Here is a 19982-nt window from a genome sequence, read left to right on the forward strand (position 1 = left end):
GCCGGCATCGGATTAGCCCTGCGGCGGCAGGCAAACGCCGATGCCACCCAGCCCGCAGTAGCCTTCCGGATTCTTGAACAGGTACTGCTGATGATCGTCCTCCGCGTAATAGAACGGCAGCGCCGGCGCGATCTCGGTAGTGATGACGCGCTTGTCGCCCGCCGCGTCCATCGCCTGCTGGAAGCGCTGCAGGCTGCTTTCCGCCTCGGCCTGCTGCTCCGGGCTCAGCGTGTAAATCGCCGAGCGGTACTGCGTGCCGACGTCGCCGCCCTGGCGCATGCCCTGCGCAGGATCGTGATTTTCCCAGAATACCTGCAGCAGCTGTTTGTAGCTGATGACCTGCGGATCGAACACCACGCGCACCACTTCGGCGTGGCCGGTCTGGCCGCTGCACACTTCGCGGTAGGTCGGGTTCGGCGTGTAGCCGCCGCTGTAGCCGGCGGCGGTGCTGTAGACGCCCGGCTGCTGCCAGAACAGGCGCTCAACGCCCCAGAAACAGCCCATGGCGAAGATCGCCACTTCCATGCCTGCCGGCACCTGGGTCATCGAGTGTTCGGTGACCACGTTGAGCGTTGCGACAGGCATTGGCGTGGTGCGGCCAGGCAGCGCGCTTGCCTTATCGACGGTTTGTGATTTATCAAAAAATGGCACCACGGTTGACTCCTGTTGTCACAGTAAGAATTGACCCTACATGGGGGCGGTTCGGTTGTATCTCACCGCGTCTTTGCCCACAATAAGTGGCAAGTTGGGTTTATGTATAAGCTTAACGCAGTATTTTGAGCGCCAAAAGTGAAGAATTCGCCTGTTGCGCGGCGGTGGCAAAGCGCGGCGGGCGGCGTCCGGAACAAGGCTGAAGAGGGCTGCCGTCATGATAGCGCGGAGTCTGCCCTGGCCCCGGAGCGAACACCATAACAGGAAAGTAAAATCAATAAGGAGAACACGTGCCAAAGTACCCGGTCATGTGCTTGATAGCTGTGTTGCTTGCGGCACCTGCAGCCTACGCGGCGAACGTGCGGTTGCAGGTAGAAGGGTTAAGCGGAGAGTTGGAAAAAAACGTTCGGGTGCGCCTGTCGTCGATCACGCCTGAAGAGGTCGGCACCGACGGTCGCTTCCGCGCACGGGTGGATGAGGCAGTGCGCCAGGGGCTGCGCGCGCTCGGCTATTACCAGCCAACCATCGAATTTACGCTGGACGATCGGCCGGGGATGTCGCGCCCGGTGCTGCATGCCAAGGTCAATCCGGGCGAACCGGTGCGTATCGCCGGCGCCAACATCGTGCTGGAAGGCGGCGCGAAGACCGATGAGGACTACCTGGCGCTGGTAAAGAAGGACCGGCCGACCATCGGCGAGATCCTTAACCACGGCAAGTATGACAGTTTCAAAGGCTCGCTCACCGGCCTGGCGCTGCGCAAAGGCTATTTCGATGCCGACATGACCAAAAGCCAGCTCGGCGTGGCCGAAGATCTGCACAAGGCGTTTTGGGATATCGATTTTAACAGCGGCGAACGTTACCGCTTCGGCAAGGTAAAATTCACCGGCTCGCAAATCCGCGAAGACTATCTGCAAAATCTGGTGCCCTTTCATCAGGGGGATTACTACAGTTCGGAGGATTTGGCCGAGCTGAACCGCCGTTTGTCCGCCACCAACTGGTTCAACTCGGTGGTGGTATCCCCTGATTTCAACGATGCCAAAGAGAACAAGATTTTGCCGTTGGACGCGCTGGTTACGCCGCGCACGCGCAACACCGTCGAAACCGGTATCGGTTACTCCACCGACGTCGGCCCGCGGGTGAAAGGCACCTGGAAAAAGCCCTGGCTCAACGATCGCGGGCATAGCCTGGAAACCAGCGCCAGCGTGTCGGCGCCGGAGCAGCAACTGGATCTGACCTACAAGATCCCGCTGCTCAAGAACCCGCTGGAGCAGTATTACCTGCTGCAGGGCGGCCTCAAGAACGTCAATCTTAACGACACCAAGTCCGTCACCTCCAAAGTGGTGGCCTCGCGCAACTGGGATCTCTCCAGCGGCTGGCAGCGGGCGATCAACCTGACCTGGCGCTGGGATAACTTTACCCAGGGTAACGTCAGCAACACCACCATGCTGCTGTATCCCGGCGTCAGCTTCAACCGCACCCGCTCGCGCGGCGGCCTGATGCCGACCTGGGGCGACAGCCAGCGCTACTCTATCGACGTGTCCGACACCACCTGGGGGTCCGGCGTGGACTTCGCGCTGATGCAGGCGCAGAACGTGTGGATCCGCACGCTGGCCGACAAGCACCGTTTCGTGGCGCGCGGCCAGGTGGGCTGGATCGAAACCAACGACTTCGACAAGGTGCCGCCGGATCTGCGCTTCTTCGCCGGCGGTGACCGCAGCATTCGCGGCTACAAGTACAAAGACATTTCGCCGCGCGATGGCGACGGCAAGCTGACCGGCGCCTCCAAGATGCTGACCGGCTCGCTGGAGTACCAGTACAACGTGACCGGCAAATGGTGGGGGGCGATGTTCGTCGACTCCGGTGAAGCGGTGAACGATATCAAGAAAAGCAACTTCAAGACCGGCGCCGGCGTAGGCGTGCGCTGGCAGTCGCCGGTGGGGCCGGTGAAGCTGGATATCGCCGCGCCTGTGGGAGACAAGGACACCCACGGGATGCAGTTCTACATCGGTTTGGGGCCTGAACTATGAGCCTGGTTAAAAAGATTTGTCTCGGATTTCTGGTCGTTCTGCTGTTGCTGATCGGCGGCCTGGCCTTCCTGATAGGCACCACCACCGGTTTGCATATGGTCATCAACGGCGCGGCGCGCTGGGTGCCGGGGCTGGAGATCGCCGGCGTCAGCGGCGGCTGGCGCGATCTGACGCTGAAGGGCGTGAAATATCAGATGCCGGGTGTGACGGTCAACGCCGGGCAGTTCCATCTCTCCCTTGACCTGTCCTGCTTTAAACGCAGCTCGCTGTGCGTCAATGCCTTGACCGCCCAGGATGTGGACGTGGCGGTGAACACCAAAGAGATGGCGCCTTCCGCGCCGGTGGAGGAGAGCAGTGAGCCGACCACCAATCTCAGCACGCCTTATCCGATCACGCTGCGCCTGTTGGCGTTGAACAACGTCAAGGTCACCGTCGACGACACCGCCATCTCTCTGGCCGAGTTCCGCACCGGCGCGCAGTGGCAAGAGCGCGCGCTGACGCTGATGCCGACCAAGATCGGCTCGCTGCTGATCGCCTTGCCGAAAACGCCGCAAAACCCGTTGCCGGAAGCGGTGCAGCCGGCGGTCGAGGTGGCGAAAAAGGTCGGCGAGCAGGTTACCGACGCGGCGAAGCCGGCACCTCAGCCGGAAGAGAAGCCGCTGGGCGAAACGCTGAAAGAACTGTTCGCCAAACCGCTGTTGCCGGATCTGCCGGACATCCGCCTGCCGTTGGATATCACCGTCAAAGAGATCAGCGGCGAGCAGCTGCGCTTGACCGGCGATACCGACGTGCTAATCACGAGCCTGTTACTGCAGGCCAGCACGCAGGATCAGCATATCCAACTGGATAACTTCGACGTGAAGTCGCCTCAGGGCACGCTGTCAGTGCAGGGGCAGGCAACCCTGACCGGCGACTGGCCGGTGGCCCTGACCGCCAACAGCGCGCTGAATATCGAACCGCTGAAGGGCGAGAAGGTGAAGCTGAACATCGGCGGTGGGTTGCGTGACGAGCTGAAGGTGGCGCTGAACCTGTCCGGCCCGGTCGGCGCCCAGCTCGATGTGCAAACCCGGCTGGCCGAAGCCGGCCTGCCGCTGGCGCTGACGTTGCAGAGCAAGCAGCTGAAATGGCCGCTGAGCGGCGAGGCGCAGTATCAGGTCAATGACTTCCGCCTGCGCTTTAACGGCAAGGCGACCGACTACGCGCTGTCGACGCGCGCCAATCTGAAAGGCCAGGACTTGCCGCCGGCGGTGCTGACGCTGGACGGCAAAGGCAACGTCGAGCAGTTCAAGCTGGAGCGCCTGCGCCTGGCGGCGCTGCAGGGCAATACCGATCTTACCGCGCTGGTGGACTGGAGCAAAGCCATCAGCTGGACCTCGCAATTGACGCTGAGCGGCATCAATACCGCCAAGCAGTGGCCGGAATGGCCGGCGAAGCTGGATGGGAAGATCACCACGCGCGGCAGCCTGCACGGCGGCAGCTGGCAGCTGCAGGTGCCGGTATTGCAGCTGGACGGCAACGTGAAGCAGAACAAGGTCACGGCGCGCGGTACACTGAGCGGCAACGCCGCCGGGCAGTGGAAAATCCCCGGTATCGATCTGGCGCTGGGGCGCAACCAACTGAACGTCAAAGGGCAGCTGGACGAGAAGAGCTGGAACCTGGACGCCAACATCGACGCGCCGCGTCTGGACGGCGCGCTGCCGGGCCTGGGCGGCACCGCCAAAGGGCTGCTGAAGCTGCGCGGCAATCTGCAGGCGCCGCAGCTGCTGGCGGATTTGACCGCTTCCGGCTTGCAGTGGCAGGCGCTGCGCATCAACCGCGTGAAGATCGATGGCGACGTGCGCTCCACGGATCAGATCCAGGGGCAGCTGGCGGTACGCGTCGAACAACTGAAGCAGGATGCGCTGGAGGTCAGCCTGCTGACCCTCGACGCCAAAGGCAGCGAGAAGCAGCACCAGCTGCAGCTGAAGATTGACGGCAAGCCGGTCTCCGGCCAGCTGGCGCTGCAGGGCAGCTTCGATCGTCAGCAGCAGCGCTGGCGCGGCAATCTGAACAACACCCGTTTCGATACGCCGGTCGGGGAATGGCGCCTGACGCGCGCCATCGCGCTGGACTACCTGAACACCGAGCAGAAAGTCAGCGTCGGGCCGCACTGTTGGCAGAACCCGAACGCCGAGCTGTGCGTGCCTAAGACCATTGAAGCCGGCCAGAGCGGCCAGGCCAGCGTGGTGCTCAACCGGTTCGACCTGGCGATGGTCAAGCCGTTCCTCGGCCCGGACACCGCCCTGAGCGGCGTGTTCACCGGCCGGGCCGACGTCAGCTGGAAGCCGGGCGGCGCGCTGCCGGAGGCGAAAGTCACGCTGGCCGGCAACGGCGTCAAGGTGGTGCAGCAGGTGCAGGGCAACGCGCTGCCGATCGCCTTCGATACGCTGACCCTCAACGCCGGCTTGAACAACGGCCGCGCGCAGGCCGACTGGCGGATCAAACTGACCAACAACGGCCAGTTCGACGGCAATATCCAGGTGGCGGATCCGCAGGTGCGGCGCACCATCAGCGGCAACGTCAATATCACCAACATCTCGCTGGCGCTGATCAACCCGGCGCTGATGAAGGGCGAAAGCGCGGCGGGCATGCTGAACGCCAACCTGCGCCTAGGCGGCAGCGCGCAGAAGCCGCTGGTGTTCGGGCGCCTGGCGTTGGATCGGGCGAAGGTGCAGGGGCACTGGATGCCGTTCGACATGACCGACGCGCGGCTGGCGGTGAATTTCAACGGCATGACCTCGACGCTGGAAGGGTTGCTCAGCACCACGCGCGGCCAGCTGAATCTGGCGGGCGATGCCGACTGGCGCGATATCAACGCCTGGCGCGCGCGCATTGCCGCCAAGGGCGACAAGCTGCGGGTGACGGTGCCGCCGATGATCCGCATCGACGTGTCGCCGGATCTGGTGTTTGAAGCCACGCCGCAGCTGTTCTCGCTCAACGGCAAGGTCGACATTCCCTGGGCGCGCATCACGGTGCAGGAGCTGCCGGAAAGCGCGGTGGGCGTCTCTTCCGACGAGGTGATGCTGGACGACCAGCTGAAGCCGATTCAACCGAAGACCGCGTCGATCCCGATCAACAGCAATCTGATGATCCACGTCGGCAACGACGTGCGGCTGGACGCCTTTGGCCTGAAAGCCCGCTTGAAGGGCGATCTGAAGGTGGTGCAGGACAAGAAAGGGCTGGGCCTCAACGGCCAGATTGACATCCCTTCCGGCCGATTCCATGCTTATGGTCAGGATTTGATCGTGCGTAAAGGGCAGCTGATGTTCTCCGGCCCGCCGGATCAGCCGCTGCTGAATATCGAGGCGATCCGCAACCCGGAATCCACCGAGGACGATGTGACCGCCGGCGTGCGCGTGACCGGCCTGGCGGATGCGCCGAAGCTGGAAGTGTTCTCCGATCCGGCCAAATCGCAGCAAGAAGCCTTGTCTTATCTGCTGCGCGGCCAGGGCTTGAGCAGCTCCGGCGCCGACGGCAACGCCATGACCTCGATGTTAATCGGCATGGGGGTTGCACAAAGTGGTCAACTTGTGGGTAAAATCGGCGAGGCATTCGGCGTGAGTAATTTGGCTCTGGACACTCAGGGGGTTGGCGACAATTCCCAGGTTGTCGTGAGCGGCTATGTCCTCCCAGGCTTACAAGTAAAATATGGGGTGGGCATTTTCGACTCGCTGGCCACGCTGACGTTGCGTTATCGCCTAATGCCTAAGTTGTATCTTGAAGCGGTGTCTGGTCTCGACCAGGCATTAGATTTGCTCTATCAGTTTGAGTTTTAGCGATGCGAATAATTGTCTACGGCAGTTTACGGCGCAAACAGGGAAACAGCCATTGGATGACCAACGCCCAATGGCTCGGCGAGCACGAGCTCGAAGGCTATCAGATTTATAATCTGGGCCATTACCCGGCGGCGATCCCTGGAGAGGGCACGATACATTGCGAGGTGTATCGTATTAACTCATCGATTCTGGCAGAGCTGGACGAACTGAAAAGCAACACCAAGGACTATAAGCGCGAGCTGATTCAGACGCCTTATGGGAGTGCGTGGATCTACCTGTACAAACACAGCGTGGACGGTTACCCGCGGATTACCAGCGGCGACTGGCTGAAGCGTCTCGACGAACAGTAAGAAAAAAAACACCGCTCAATGAGCGGTGTTTTTTCATCGGACGGCGGCTGGCATTACTTCTTGGCAGCGCGTTCGAAGGAGGCGATGATTTCCGCTTTAGCCGCGGCAGCGTCTGCCCAGCCTTCCACTTTCACCCATTTGCCTTTTTCCAGATCTTTGTAGTGCTCGAAGAAGTGAGCGATCTGGGCTTTCAGCAGTTCCGGCAGGTCGTTCACGTCTTTCACGTGATCGTACTCTTTGGTCAGCTTGCTGTGCGGTACCGCAACCAGCTTGGCGTCTTCACCGGCTTCGTCGGTCATCTTCAGCACGCCAACCGGACGGCAGCGGATCACGGAGCCCGGCTGCAGCGGGTATGGGGTTGGGACCAGCACGTCAACCGGGTCACCGTCCAGAGACAGGGTGTGGTTGATGTAGCCGTAGTTGCACGGGTAGAACATCGCGGTGGACATGAAACGGTCAACGAACAGTGCGCCGGTTTCTTTGTCGATTTCGTATTTGATTGGATCGGCGTTGGCCGGGATTTCGATTACTACGTAGATGTCTTCCGGCAGGTCTTTGCCAGCAGGGACCAGATTCAAGCTCATGTCGGTTTCCTTTAATCATCAAACCAGAAATGGAGTGGCGGCTATTATAGCGGACTCTTTTGCGATTTCCTGCCCTTTTCATCGTTGAAAACCCAGCGTGCCGGCGCACGGAGAATTTCCAGATTAATCCCGCCGCGGCATGAAGTTTTGCCTTCGCCTGCCGATAACTTCAACAAACAATAATGAGCCAGCAAAGCTGGCTCCGCGTTTTGCCACCCCTACTACGTCTGATCTCACTATTCTGAAGCCGGGAAGAACTCATGCTAAAAAAGATTACGGTGAAGGCTGGGCTGATCGCCCTGCTGAGCCTGATGACCATGCTGCTGATCATGGTCAGCGTTATTGGCGTCAACGCGATTAACGAAGGATCGCGCTCGATCCATACCCTTAACCAGATCCTCGGCGAAGAGCTGGGCTCGCTGGCCAACAGCTCCAACCTGACGCTGCGCGCCCGAACCGCCGCTTCGCTGGCGGTGCGCCAACGGGAGATCGGCCAGGTCGATGTCTCCGACGCCACCGTGGGCCGCATCTACGGTTACCTCGAGCAGTCGAACAAGGAAATGGCGCGCTTTGTCGGCGTCGGCACCGTGACCGATCGCGGCCGTGAACTCTCCAACCGCCTGCAAAACAGCTACCGTGCCTATCTGGAGCAGGGCGTGAAGCCGATGGCCGCCGCCATTAAGGCCGGCAAGATCGATGAGTATTATCACATCCAGGAAACGCGCATCTCCGCGCTGAGCATCGCGTTCGAAAAGGATCTCACCGATTTCCGCAGCTTCGCGATGAAGCTTGGCGCGCAGCAGGTGTATGACGCGGAAAACAACGCCAGCACCAAGATCTCGCTGATCGTGGTGGCGGGCCTGCTGAGCGTGCTGCTGGCGGTGCTGGCCTGGTTCGCGCTGCGGGTGATCATTCTGCGCCCGCTGGACGAGTCCATCGCGCAGCTGGAACACATCGCCGGCGGCGATCTGACCCATGAGATCCGCGGTGAGGGCGATACCGAGATGGGCCGCCTGGTGCGGGCGATGCAGCGCATGCAGCAGGCGCTGGCCAGTTCGGTCAGCAAAGTGCGTGACGCCAGCAGCCAGATCGACACCGGTTCACGCGAACTGGCGGCCGGCAACCTGCATCTGGCGCAGCGCACCGAAGAATCGGCCGCGTCGCTGGAAGAGACCGCCGCCAGCATGGAGCAGCTGACCTCGACGGTGAAAATGAACGCCGAGAACTGCGAACAGGCCAACCAACTGGCGCTGAGCGTGTCCGATATCGCCAACCAGGGCAGCGACGTGGTCAGCCAGGTGATGAGCAAGATGCAGGCGATCACCGACAGCTCGCGCCGCATCGCCGACATCATCAGCGTGATGGACGGCATCGCCTTCCAGACCAATATCCTGGCGCTGAACGCGGCGGTAGAGGCGGCGCGTGCCGGCGAACAGGGCCGCGGTTTCGCGGTGGTGGCCGGCGAAGTGCGCAATCTGGCGCAGCGCAGCGCCCAGTCGGCGAAAGAGATCAAAGGGTTGATCGAAGCGTCGCAAAACCGGGTGCAGGAAGGCGAGCAGATGGTGGAGTCGGCGGCGCAGACCATGAGCGGCATCACCGGCGAAGTGGGCCGGGTCACGGCGCTGATGCGTGAGATCTCGGCGGCGACGCGGGAACAAAGCAGCGGCATCGAACAGGTGAACCTGGCGGTGGCGCAGATGGATCAGGTGGCGCAGCAGAATGCGGCGCTGGTGGAAGAGTCGGCGGCGGCGACGCGCTCGCTGGAAGATCAGGCTCAGCTGCTGGCGCAGAGCATGGCGGCGTTCAAGCTGTAAGGCGATAAGGGTTCGGCGCGGCGCCGAACCCTTGCAAAGAACGCGTTACTCGTCCGGGTTTTCGGCGATGAAGCGTTCTGCGTCTTCTACCATCGACTTGGTGCCGACGAAGAATGGCGCGCGCTGGTGCAGTTTCACCGGCGTGATGTCCAGAATGCGGTTTTTGCCGTCGCTGGCCTTACCGCCGGCCTGTTCGGCCAGGAACGCCATCGGGTTGCATTCGTACAGCAGACGCAGCTTGCCTTGCGGGTGGCTGGCGGTGCTTGGGTAGATGTAGATGCCGCCTTTCAGCAGGTTGCGGTGGAAGTCCGCTACCAGAGAACCGATGTAGCGCGAGGTGTAAGGGCGCTGCGTCGCTTCATCCTGCTCCTGGCAGTATTTGATGTATTTCTTCACGCCGAGAGGGAACTTGATGTAGTTGCCTTCGTTGATGGAATACATGTTGCCGCTCGCCGGGAAGCGCACTTTCTCGTGGGAGAGGCAGAATACGCCCAGAGACGGGTCATAAGTAAAGGCGTGGACGCCGTAACCGGTGGTGTACACCAGCATGGTGGACGAACCGTAAACCACATAACCCGCTGCGACCTGGGCGCTGCCCGGCTGCAGGAAGTCTTCTTCGGTCACCGGCGTGCCGACCGGCGTGATGCGACGGTAGATAGAGAAAATCGTACCGACCGAGACGTTGACATCGATGTTGGACGAACCGTCCAACGGATCCATCAAAACGACATACTTGGCATTTTCAGCTCGCTCGCCGTCGAATATCACGATTTCATCTTCTTCTTCGGAAGCGATACCCGCAACTTCACCACGCGCTTTCAACGCCGCTTTCAGTTTTTCGTTCGCGTACAGGTCCAGTTTCATCTGAACTTCGCCCTGTACGTTGGACACCCCGCTGGTTCCCAGAATATCAACCAGGCCGGCCTTGTTGATGTCGCGGTGGATGATTTTGGCGCCCAGTTTAATTGCAGAAAGTAACGCGGTCAGCTCGCCGGTGGCGTGCGAGAAGTCGTGCTGTTTCTCGACGATAAATTCGCCTAACGTTTTCATGACACAATCCCTGAATCTACGGATGGATAGCGGCCTGTTAACAAACCGCCAACGTTTTCGCGTGCAGTGTAGCCCAAAGATGCGCGCCATTCATAGGCAAATCCATTTCTTCTGGACGATTCTGAGCGTTAGAATATGCCGACATTCGATGCACTCACATGAGAAACCTATGCGCATTCACATTCTTGGGATCTGTGGCACCTTTATGGGCGGGTTGGCGATGCTGGCGCGCTCACTGGGGCATGACGTCACCGGTTCGGACGCCAACGTCTATCCGCCGATGAGCACGCTGCTGGAGAACCAGGGGATCGATCTTATTCAGGGTTATGATCCAGCCCAGCTGGATCCGGCGCCGGATCTGGTGATCATCGGCAACGCCATGACGCGCGGCAACCCGTGCGTGGAGGCGGTGCTGGAGCGTGGCATTCCTTACGTTTCCGGCCCGCAGTGGCTGCACGACGCCGTATTGCGCGATCGCTGGGTACTGGCGGTTGCCGGCACCCACGGCAAAACCACCACCGCCGGCATGGCGACCTGGATCCTCGAGGCCTGCGGCTACCAGCCCGGCTTCGTTATCGGCGGCGTGCCCGGCAACTTCGACGTTTCGGCTCGCCTTGGCGGCAGCCCGTTCTTCGTGATCGAGGCCGACGAGTATGACTGCGCGTTCTTCGACAAGCGCTCCAAGTTCGTGCACTACAGCCCGCGCACGCTGATCATGAATAACCTGGAGTTCGATCACGCCGATATCTTCGACGATCTGAAAGCCATCCAGAAACAGTTCCACCACCTGGTGCGTCTGGTGCCGGGCAAAGGCAAGATCATCCTGCCGGACAACGACAGCCACCTGAAGCAGGTGATGGCGATGGGCTGCTGGAGCGAGCAGGAGCTGGTGGGGGAAGAGGGTACCTGGCGCGCGCAGAAGCTGACGCCGGACGCCAGCCATTACGCGGTGTTCCTCGACGGCGAACAGGTCGGCGAAGTGAACTGGGCGCTGGTGGGCGAGCACAACATGCATAACGGCCTGATGGCCATCGCCGCTACCCGCCATGTCGGCGTGCAGCCGGCGGACGCCTGCCGCGCGTTGGGCGATTTCATCAACGCCCGCCGCCGTCTGGAACTGCGTGGCGAAGCCAACGGCGTCACGGTTTACGACGACTTCGCACACCACCCGACGGCGATCCTCGCCACTCTGGCCGCGCTGCGCGGCAAGGTCGGCGGCACGGCGCGCATTCTGGCGGTGCTGGAACCGCGCTCCAACACCATGAAAATGGGCATCAGCAAAAACGATCTGGCGCCTTCGCTCGGCCGCGCCGACGAAGTGTTCCTGTTCCAGCCGCACCACATTCCGTGGCAGGTGGCGGAAGTGGCGGATGCCTGCGTGCAGCCGGCGCACTGGAGCGCGGATCTCGACACGCTGGTGGACATGGTGGTGAAAACCGCACAGCCGGGCGATCACATTCTGGTGATGAGCAACGGCGGCTTCGGCGGCATTCACGATCGCCTGCTGGACGCGCTGGCGAAAAAGCAGGAACCGAAAGTCACCTACTGATCGCTCAGCCGCATCAGACAATCCAAGGGCCGCATTCGCGGCCTTTTTTACGTCCATAAAAAAGCCCTCGCGAGCGAGGGCAACGGGGTTCGTCGGATAGGACGACGAGAGGGTCTCTGGGAAATCGGCGTTTGCGTCAGAACTCGGCAGTGGCAGTGACGAGGGTAATCAGCTCTGCAAAGCCGTTCCCAGAGTTGTTATTTGTAAATCTCGGCGGTGGCGTGGTAGTTGCCTTCATTACGCGCTTCGATCACGCGGTAGGCGGTCGCACCTTTCGCGTCGGCTTTTTCCGACAACGCCTGGCGAATGTCGGTCGGCGCGCCGTCGATGCCGCTGACGGTAATGGTGCCGATAGATTGCAGGTTGGCGGTCTGATCGTTAGTCACCAACTGGGCGGCAGAAGCGCCGAAGGAGATGACAGACAGCAGGCCGAGTGCAGCAACAGTAGTTTTCATGTTCATGATAGCGATCCTTGGTCATAACAGCCTGGAAGGGCTTGGCAGCGATTTTTATTCTTGAAGGCCGTTACGACAGCGTTTGATTCCAGAGATGTATTGCCCGTTGCCGGGTAATGCCGGTACTTATTTGTAGATTTCAGCGGTCGCGTGGAAGTTGCCGTCATTGCGGGCTTCGATCACGCGGTAAGCGGTTGCCCCTTTGGCGTCAGCTTTGTCGGACAGCGCCTGGCGAATGTCGGAAGGCGCTGCGGCAACGCCGCTCACGGTGATCACACCGGCCGGCTGCAGTTTTGCGGCCTGAGTTGCGTCAACAGATTGTGCTGCGAATGCACCAAATGAAAGCATGGACAGAACGCTCAGGGTTGCAACGGTAGTTTTAATTTTCATCATCTCACCTCATCGTATTCTTTTATCAGTTCCAACGAACTGTGATTCAGTTCACGAAAATGAGTATACAGCTAGTAACGCGAAAAATTAATAGTTAGCTAACAGTTGCTAGTGAAACTTTAACCTCATGATCCTTATTTTTTATAACCATAAGGAATAAAAAACGCTCATAAAACGATCTTTTGATGTTAAATTTATGTAATTTCAATGAGGTAAGTGCTTTTGACCAAAAGTGCGGAAGATCACAGTGGGTACTGCTGGTTACATAGAGATGTCATGGAAATGTGTTGCTGAGGGATAAAAAAGCAGTGTTAAACGCGGTTGAAGGCAGGGAAGGTAACGCGGGGGTTAAAGAAGCGCTAACAAAGTGCGGGCTACAGCCGCACTTTGTTAGCGCCAGGTTTCACAGCTCTTGCTCGAACACGCCCAGAATAGCTTCATGCAGTTTCTGAGCGGTAAAGCCGTTGGAGGGGGTGACGAAAATCGTATCGTCGCCGGCAATTGTGCCGAGGATGCCCTGGGATTTACCCAATGAGTCGAGCAGGCGAGCGATCAGCTGCGCGGCGCCCGGGCTGGTGTGGATCACCACGACGGCGTCGTTATGGTCGACGTCCAGCACCAGATTCTTCAATGGGCTGGTGGTGGTCGGCACGCCGAGTTCGGCAGGAAGGCAATACACCATTTCCATTTTGGCATTGCGCGTACGTACCGCGCCGAACTTGGTCAGCATGCGCGATACTTTGGATTGGTTAATGTTTTCGAAGCCTTCTTCTTGCAGCGCCAAAACGATCTCGCCTTGAGAACTGAATTTTTCTTCTTTCAATAACGCTTTGAACGTCTTGATCAGATCTTCCTGTTTTGCGGGATTACGCATTTTGCACCGTGGAATGTTGATAGTGGAAGTCATGATTATGCATATAGATGAATTTTTATGCAACAAAGGCCGACCCAAAGAAAATAAACATGACCGGGCGGCGAGGAAAGGACGGCATTTTAACAAAATCCGGCAGCGATGAATATGCCCTTTTGACGACGGAAAATCGGCCTGCGGTGGTAAATAAAATGTTATTAAAATGATGTTGTTCTGATGTTGCGTAAGGGTGTAATGTAACGGCCGGTTAACTTGCTCGTGAATAACCTCGCACTATTTTTGATTAATGTGCGCTATGCCCTTCATGCGTAAGCGATTTAATCTAAAATGGGCGCGACAGCGGCCGTTTTATTACACCTGCAGGCAAGAATTGGCTAATTTATTGTTTTTAAAGGTGTAATAACTTAAGGTCCGTAACCAACACATTCACGGCGCTTTATATATTTAAGATAATAAAGGAGTATAGGATGAAAGTTGCAGTTCTCGGTGCTGCTGGCGGTATCGGCCAGGCCCTCGCCCTTCTACTCAAAACCCAGCTTCCTTCAGGTTCTGAACTCTCTCTCTACGACATTGCCCCCGTTACCCCAGGCGTTGCCGTCGACTTAAGCCACATCCCAACCGCAGTTAAAATCAAAGGCTTCAGCGGCGAAGACGCGACCCCGGCTCTGCACGGTGCGGACGTGGTGCTGATTTCCGCCGGCGTGGCCCGTAAGCCTGGCATGGATCGCTCTGACCTGTTCAACGTTAACGCCGGCATCGTGCGTAACCTGATTGAGCAAGTGGCGAAAACCTGCCCGAAAGCCTGCATCGGTATCATCACCAACCCGGTTAACACCACGGTCGCCATCGCGGCGGAAGTGCTGAAAAAAGCCGGCGTTTACGACAAGAACAAACTGTTCGGCGTGACTTCGCTGGATATCATCCGTTCCAACACCTTCGTGGCCGAGCTGAAAGGTAAACAGCCGGAAGAGCTGAACGTGCCGGTCATCGGCGGCCACTCTGGCGTGACCATCCTGCCTCTGCTGTCGCAGATCCCAGGCGTGAGCTTCACCGATCAGGAAGTGGCGGATCTGACTAAACGCATTCAGAACGCCGGCACCGAAGTGGTGGAAGCCAAAGCCGGCGGCGGGTCTGCAACGCTGTCCATGGGCCAGGCGGCCGCACGTTTCGGTCTGTCTCTGGTGCGTGCGCTGCAGGGCGAGAAAGGCGTGGTGGAATGCGCTTACGTTGAAGGCGACGGCAAATACGCTCGCTTCTTCGCACAACCGCTGGTACTGGGCAAAAACGGCGTTGAAGAGCGCAAAGATATCGGCACCCTGAGCGCCTTCGAGCAGAAAGCGCTGAACGAGATGCTGGACGTGCTGCACAAAGATATCGAGCTGGGCGAGAAGTTCATCAATAACTGATCGTTGCCGATAGTCAGCCGATAAACGCCGCCGGACGCTGTTCCGGCGGTTTTTTTTGCCCCGCGTTCACGATTTGATGCGTGCCTTGCGATCCAGCAGGCAATCGCTGCGCGGATCGTAATAGCGGCTTGGCCAGATCTCCGAAGGGTGGATGCCTATCGCTTCGGCGATCAGCCACTCCCCCTTTGGCCACGGGCGCGACAGCGCGTTGGCCAGCGTTGATGAGCTTAATCCGGCCTTGCGCGACACTGCCGCCAGCGTGGTGCCCTGCTTGCGGAGCGCCGCGATGATATCTGCCGGATGCCAATCTGGGTTCCTTGAATTCATGTTTACATTCCTTTTCTGATTAGCCAAAGTTGCGTTAGTGGTATAACTAACGGGTCAAGGTTAGGCGTTTGCACAACGTGAATCGCTTATTCAGAAACCAGAATACCATTAAATTTCCAAAAAAATACCCAAGTAATTTCCAAAAATGACGTTGCCCACTATTGCCCAGAGATGATGGCCATGAAAAACGAGTGGTTTGCCGCCAAGGAACTGACAGGCATCGCAGGATTACCTTCCTCACCACAGGGAATTAATCTGATGGCCCGGCGCGAAGGCTGGATCAGCCGCAGGCGTAAAGGCGTGCAGGGAAAAGCGTTGGAGTACCATATCGACAGCCTGCCTTCAAACGTGCGTAACCTGCTGGTGCTGAAGGAGGACGGGGCGGTATATGACGTAGAGCGTCAGGATCCGTTGGCGGTCTGGATCGAGTATTACTACCATTTGACGGAGAGCGAGCGCGAGAAAATGGTGGCTTTCCTGATGCGGGAAGGGATCGGCGGCCTGTTGGCGCGCATCGACGAAGAGAGCAATAGCTAGGCAGGCCCGCGTACGCGGGCCTGATGGTTTTTAAGAAATATTAATTTCTTAAAAGTCGCGTTGCACCGCCAGATGGGCCAGGCCCTCCAGCGCCGTACGGTGCTCCGATGCCGGCAAGACCTGCAGCGCGGCGATCGCCTTGTCGGCTTCTTCTTCGGCGCGTTTGCGGGTGTACTCCAGCGAACCGCATTGTTGCATCGCCTGCAGTACCGGCTCCAACAGATGACGACCGTTACCTTGCTCAATCGCACCGCGGATCATGTCACGCTGCGCGTCGTCGCCGTTGTGCATCGCGTGCAGCAGCGGCAGGGTCGGTTTCCCTTCGTTCAGATCGTCGCCGGTGTTTTTGCCCAGGGTGCTGCCGTCGGCGCTGTAGTCGAGCAGATCGTCGATCAGCTGGAAAGCGGTGCCGAGGTAGCGGCCATAGTCTTGCAGCGCCTGCTCTTGTTCGGCGCTGGCACCGGACAGGATCGCCGACGATTGCGCCGCTGCCTCGAACAGGCGGGCGGTTTTGCTGTAGATCACCCGCATATAGCTTTCTTCGCTGATGTCGGGATCGTGCACGTTCATCAACTGCAGCACTTCGCCTTCGGCGATGACGTTGACCGCCTCCGACATCAGAGCCAGCACGCGCAGGGATTCCAGGCTGGTCATCATCTGGAAGGCGCGGGTATAGATAAAGTCGCCGACCAGCACGCTGGCGGCGTTGCCGAACGCCGCGTTGGCGGTGGCTTTGCCGCGGCGCATGTCCGATTCGTCGACGACGTCGTCATGCAGCAGCGTGGCGGTATGAATGAATTCGATCAGGGCGGCAACGGTGACGTGCTTGTTGCCTTCATAGCCCAACGCCCGCGCCGCCAGGACGGCGATCATCGGCCGGATGCGCTTACCGCCACCGCTGATAATGTAATAGCCAAGCTGATTGATGAGCGTGACATCGGAATTCAGCTGTTCGAGAATTGTTGCGTTCACGGCCGCCATATCTTGCGCGGTTAACTCGGTAATTTGATCTAGGTTCATTGTGTTTTTTTCAGCTGTGTTTCTCTTCACCGCGTTGAGATCGCTGCTCACATCGGTACATGGCGGTAACTGTCCCTATGATTGTACTTGAAAAACGGTTCAGATAAACGCCACGAAAGAAACTGCGCTTTTTTTCTTCTTTTTTCTCCTTCTGGTCTTATTCTGCTCTTGTCATGCGCTGCTTTTTTGCGTAGAATTCGCGCCCTATTGTGAATATTTATAGCGCGCTCTGAACTAACACAGTCGGGCACGCGGAAAGCGGAGTTTTATATGTACGCGGTTTTCCAAAGTGGTGGTAAACAACACCGAGTAAGCGAAGGTCAGACCGTTCGCTTGGAAAAGCTGGACATCGCAACTGGTGAAGCGGTTGAGTTTGACCAGATTCTGATGATCGCTAATGGCGAAGATATCAAAATCGGCGTTCCTTTCGTCGATGGCGGCAAGATCAAAGCTGAAGTCGTTGCTCACGGTCGTGGCGAGAAAATTAAGATTGTTAAGTTTCGTCGTCGTAAGCACCACCGTAAGCAGCAGGGCCACCGTCAGTGGTTCACTGACGTTAAAATCACCGGCATCAGCGCTTAAGTTAGGAGAGCGGATTAATGGCACACAAAAAGGCTGGCGGCTCGACTCGTAACGGTCGCGATTCAGAAGCTAAACGTCTGGGCGTAAAACGCTTTGGCGGCGAAGCAGTACTGGCAGGCAGCATCATCGTTCGTCAGCGCGGCACCAAATTCCACGCTGGTACCAACGTGGGTTGCGGCAAAGACCACACTCTGTTTGCTTTGAAAGACGGTAAAGTCAAATTCGAAGTTAAAGGCCCGAGCAATCGTAAATTCATCAGCATCGAAGCTGAATAATTTTTCGAGCCTTACGAAATAGATGTAAGCCCCGCAATTCGTTGCGGGGCTTTTTACATTTATGGGCTGCCTGGGGGTTGGCCTGTCAGCGTTGGCGAAGGTGATATGGATACGAAGCAGCAGGTCGGCGTTGGTATTTCCCTGGCGTTAACCACGGCGGTTTGCTGGGGTGCGTTGCCGATCGCGATGAAAGAAGTGTTGACGGTGATGGAGCCGTTTACCGTCGTTTGGTATCGCTTTACCATGGCCGCCATCGGTTTGGGCGCGATCCTCGCGGTGCGCGGCAAGCTGCCGCCGCTGACGATGTTCCGCCAGCCGCGCTGGCTGCTGCTGTTGGCGATCGCGACGGCGGGGCTGCTGGGCAACTTTGTGTTCTTCAGCTCCTCGCTGCAATACCTGAGCCCGACGGCGTCGCAGGTGATTGGCCAGCTGTCGCCGGTGGGCATGATGTTCGCCAGCGTGCTGATTTTAAAAGAACGCATGCGTATCACCCAGGTCATTGGCGCCCTGATGCTGATCGGCGGGCTGATGCTGTTTTTCAACGTCAGTCTGATAGAGATCTTCACCCGGCTGACGGACTACACGCTGGGCGTTATGCTGGGCGTGTGTGCGGCGATGGTTTGGGTGAGCTACGGCGTGGCGCAGAAGGTATTGCTGCGCCGGCTGGCTTCGCCGCAGATCCTGGTTATGTTGTACACTTTATGTGCGATAGCGTTGTTCCCTCTGGCCAAACCCGAGGTGATTTTCCAGCTTAGCGGCTGGCAATTGGCGTGCCTGCTGTTTTGCGGCGCCAACACGCTGATCGGCTATGGTGCGTTGGCAGAGGCGATGGCGCGCTGGCAGGCGGCGCAGGTGAGCGCGTTGGTGACGCTGACCCCGCTGTTTACCCTGCTGTTTTCAGATTTATTGGCGTTGGCCTGGCCCCAGGCATTCGCCGCGCCGACGTTGAATGTCGTCGGCTATGTTGGTGCGTTTGTGGTCGTGGCGGGCGCCATGTTTTCCGCAATTGGTCACCGGTGGTGGCCGCGACGGGCAGAACCCCCCCTGGTTGCTCCTTTGAAGCAGCCCGGTGAATGATTTACGGAGACGGTAAATGAAGTTTGTAGATGAAGCAGCGATTCTGGTCGTTGCAGGCGACGGCGGCAACGGATGCGTCAGCTTCCGCCGCGAAAAATATATCCCGAACGGTGGGCCTGACGGCGGTGACGGCGGCGACGGCGGCGACGTCTACCTGCTGGCGGACGAGAACCTCAACACCCTGATCGACTACCGTTTTGAGAAGTCTTTCCGCGCCGAGCGCGGCCAGAATGGCCAGAGCCGCGACTGTACAGGTAAACGCGGGAAAGACGTCATCATCAAGGTGCCGGTCGGCACGCGCGTGAAGGATCAGGGCACCGGCGAGATCCTCGGCGACATGACCCGCCACGAGCAAAAGCTGATGGTCGCCAAGGGCGGCTGGCATGGCTTGGGCAACACCCGTTTCAAATCTTCGGTCAACCGTGCACCGCGTCAGAAGACGCTGGGTACCGCTGGCGAAGCGCGCGACCTGTTGCTGGAACTGTTGCTGCTGGCCGATGTGGGCATGCTGGGCCTGCCGAACGCCGGCAAATCGACCTTCATCCGCGCGGTGTCCGCCGCCAAGCCGAAGGTGGCCGACTATCCGTTTACCACGCTGGTGCCGAGCCTGGGCGTGGTGCGTATGGACCACGAGCAGAGCTTTGTGGTCGCCGACATTCCGGGGCTGATCGAGGGCGCATCCGAAGGCGCGGGCCTGGGCATTCGCTTCCTGAAACACCTGGAGCGTTGCCGCGTGCTGCTGCACCTGGTGGACATCGCGCCGATCGACGAATCCGATCCGGTGGAAAACGCCAAAGTCATCATCAACGAGTTGAACCAATACAGCGAAAATCTGGCGCAGAAGCCACGCTGGCTGGTGTTCAACAAAATTGATGTGATTGGTGAGGAAGAAGCCGCCGAACGCGCCAAGGCGATTGTGGAAGGCATGGGCTGGGAAGGGAAGTACTACATGATCTCCGCCGCCAACCGCGAAGGCGTCAACGCGCTGTGCTGGGACGTAATGAACTTCATCAACACCCAGCCGAAAGCGATGGCGATCGAAGAAAGCGCGCCGGAAAAAGTCGAATTCATGTGGGATGACTACCACCGCGAGCAAATCGCGGAAGTGGAAGCCGAAGCAGAAGATGACTGGGATGACGACTGGGACGAAGACGACGACGAAGGCGTCGAAATCATTTACCAGAAGTAATTCGGTGATAAAG

General features: G+C 58.7%; 19 protein-coding genes. 11 read left to right on the top strand and 8 right to left on the bottom strand.

The window, feature by feature from the left end; all coding sequences use genetic code 11:
* Nucleotides 1–12: 12 nt before the first annotated feature.
* Nucleotides 13–654, bottom strand: coding sequence for a peptide-methionine (S)-S-oxide reductase MsrA (gene msrA / locus ACUXAC_RS13895; protein ID WP_047729272.1), 642 nt, complete (start codon nt 652–654; stop codon nt 13–15).
* A gap of 305 nt (nt 655–959) precedes the next feature.
* On the opposite strand from msrA, the gene tamA reads away from it, so the two are divergent.
* The 3 genes from tamA to ACUXAC_RS13910 are packed head-to-tail and all read left to right on the top strand — an operon-like array spanning nt 960 to nt 6843.
* Nucleotides 960–2678, top strand: a complete 1719-nt coding sequence (gene tamA, locus ACUXAC_RS13900) for an autotransporter assembly complex protein TamA (protein ID WP_204275932.1) — start codon at nt 960–962, stop codon at nt 2676–2678.
* The gene (gene tamB / locus ACUXAC_RS13905) at nt 2675–6493 is read left to right on the top strand and encodes an autotransporter assembly complex protein TamB (protein WP_387442799.1); all 3819 of its coding nucleotides are present in this window, start codon (nt 2675–2677) and stop codon (nt 6491–6493) included. The genes tamA and tamB overlap by 4 nt, the downstream gene beginning before the upstream one ends.
* 2 nt (nt 6494–6495) lie before the next feature.
* Nucleotides 6496–6843, top strand: coding sequence for a gamma-glutamylcyclotransferase family protein (locus ACUXAC_RS13910; RefSeq protein ID WP_033648686.1), 348 nt, complete (start codon nt 6496–6498; stop codon nt 6841–6843).
* Nucleotides 6844–6896: 53 nt separating this feature from the next.
* Here ACUXAC_RS13910 and ppa read toward each other — a convergent pair whose 3' ends face one another.
* Nucleotides 6897–7427, bottom strand: coding sequence for an inorganic diphosphatase (gene ppa, locus ACUXAC_RS13915; RefSeq protein WP_004933594.1), 531 nt, complete (start codon nt 7425–7427; stop codon nt 6897–6899).
* A 260-nt stretch (nt 7428–7687) separates the two neighbouring features.
* Between ppa and ACUXAC_RS13920 the strand changes: the two genes are divergently transcribed.
* Nucleotides 7688–9241: a methyl-accepting chemotaxis protein gene (locus ACUXAC_RS13920; RefSeq protein WP_084826940.1), complete on the top strand. Its 1554-nt coding sequence runs from the start codon at nt 7688–7690 to the stop codon at nt 9239–9241.
* A gap of 45 nt (nt 9242–9286) precedes the next feature.
* Here ACUXAC_RS13920 and fbp read toward each other — a convergent pair whose 3' ends face one another.
* Nucleotides 9287–10291, bottom strand: a complete 1005-nt coding sequence (gene fbp, locus ACUXAC_RS13925; RefSeq protein ID WP_004933587.1) for a class 1 fructose-bisphosphatase — start codon at nt 10289–10291, stop codon at nt 9287–9289.
* Between the two features lie 169 nt (nt 10292–10460).
* Here fbp and mpl point away from each other — a divergent pair, with 169 nt between their 5' ends.
* A complete protein-coding gene (mpl, locus tag ACUXAC_RS13930; RefSeq protein WP_033636810.1) occupies nt 10461–11840 on the top strand; it encodes a UDP-N-acetylmuramate:L-alanyl-gamma-D-glutamyl-meso-diaminopimelate ligase in 1380 nt (459 codons plus the stop codon).
* A gap of 197 nt (nt 11841–12037) precedes the next feature.
* On the opposite strand, the gene yhcN (ACUXAC_RS13935) is transcribed toward mpl, so the two are convergent.
* From yhcN (ACUXAC_RS13935) to argR, 3 genes are all read right to left on the bottom strand, one after another.
* Nucleotides 12038–12301 carry a peroxide/acid stress response protein YhcN gene (gene yhcN / locus ACUXAC_RS13935; protein WP_004933578.1) on the bottom strand — a complete coding sequence of 88 codons (264 nt, stop codon included), beginning with the start codon at nt 12299–12301 and terminating at the stop codon, nt 12038–12040.
* A gap of 120 nt (nt 12302–12421) precedes the next feature.
* Nucleotides 12422–12685, bottom strand: coding sequence for a peroxide/acid stress response protein YhcN (gene yhcN / locus ACUXAC_RS13940; RefSeq protein ID WP_038879766.1), 264 nt, complete (start codon nt 12683–12685; stop codon nt 12422–12424).
* Nucleotides 12686–13088: 403 nt separating this feature from the next.
* Nucleotides 13089–13559, bottom strand: coding sequence for a transcriptional regulator ArgR (gene argR, locus ACUXAC_RS13945; protein WP_004933572.1), 471 nt, complete (start codon nt 13557–13559; stop codon nt 13089–13091).
* Nucleotides 13560–14023: 464 nt separating this feature from the next.
* Here argR and mdh point away from each other — a divergent pair, with 464 nt between their 5' ends.
* Nucleotides 14024–14962, top strand: coding sequence for a malate dehydrogenase (gene mdh / locus ACUXAC_RS13950; RefSeq protein WP_004933569.1), 939 nt, complete (start codon nt 14024–14026; stop codon nt 14960–14962).
* A gap of 66 nt (nt 14963–15028) precedes the next feature.
* On the opposite strand, the gene ACUXAC_RS13955 is transcribed toward mdh, so the two are convergent.
* Nucleotides 15029–15289, bottom strand: a complete 261-nt coding sequence (locus ACUXAC_RS13955) for a helix-turn-helix domain-containing protein (protein ID WP_038879152.1) — start codon at nt 15287–15289, stop codon at nt 15029–15031.
* A gap of 180 nt (nt 15290–15469) precedes the next feature.
* On the opposite strand from ACUXAC_RS13955, the gene ACUXAC_RS13960 reads away from it, so the two are divergent.
* On the top strand, nt 15470–15826 hold the full coding sequence (locus tag ACUXAC_RS13960) for a DNA-binding protein (protein ID WP_038879765.1): 357 nt from the start codon (nt 15470–15472) through the stop codon (nt 15824–15826).
* A gap of 48 nt (nt 15827–15874) precedes the next feature.
* Here ACUXAC_RS13960 and ispB read toward each other — a convergent pair whose 3' ends face one another.
* On the bottom strand, nt 15875–16846 hold the full coding sequence (gene ispB, locus ACUXAC_RS13965; protein ID WP_047729263.1) for an octaprenyl diphosphate synthase: 972 nt from the start codon (nt 16844–16846) through the stop codon (nt 15875–15877).
* A gap of 270 nt (nt 16847–17116) precedes the next feature.
* On the opposite strand from ispB, the gene rplU reads away from it, so the two are divergent.
* The 4 genes from rplU to cgtA all read left to right on the top strand — a co-directional run bounded on the left by rplU (nt 17117) and on the right by cgtA (nt 19969).
* Nucleotides 17117–17428, top strand: coding sequence for a 50S ribosomal protein L21 (rplU, locus tag ACUXAC_RS13970; RefSeq protein WP_004933561.1), 312 nt, complete (start codon nt 17117–17119; stop codon nt 17426–17428).
* 17 nt (nt 17429–17445) lie between these two features.
* Nucleotides 17446–17703 carry a 50S ribosomal protein L27 gene (gene rpmA, locus ACUXAC_RS13975; protein WP_004933559.1) on the top strand — a complete coding sequence of 86 codons (258 nt, stop codon included), beginning with the start codon at nt 17446–17448 and terminating at the stop codon, nt 17701–17703.
* A gap of 105 nt (nt 17704–17808) precedes the next feature.
* Nucleotides 17809–18780 (top strand): DMT family transporter, encoded by a 972-nt coding sequence (locus ACUXAC_RS13980; protein WP_055311901.1) that lies wholly within the window; start codon nt 17809–17811, stop codon nt 18778–18780.
* A 16-nt stretch (nt 18781–18796) separates the two neighbouring features.
* Entirely contained in the window at nt 18797–19969 is a 1173-nt protein-coding gene (gene cgtA, locus ACUXAC_RS13985; protein ID WP_004933553.1) for an Obg family GTPase CgtA, read from the top strand.
* The last annotated feature ends 13 nt before the right edge of the window (nt 19970–19982 follow it).

Source organism: Serratia sp. 121840015-1, assembly GCF_053627655.1.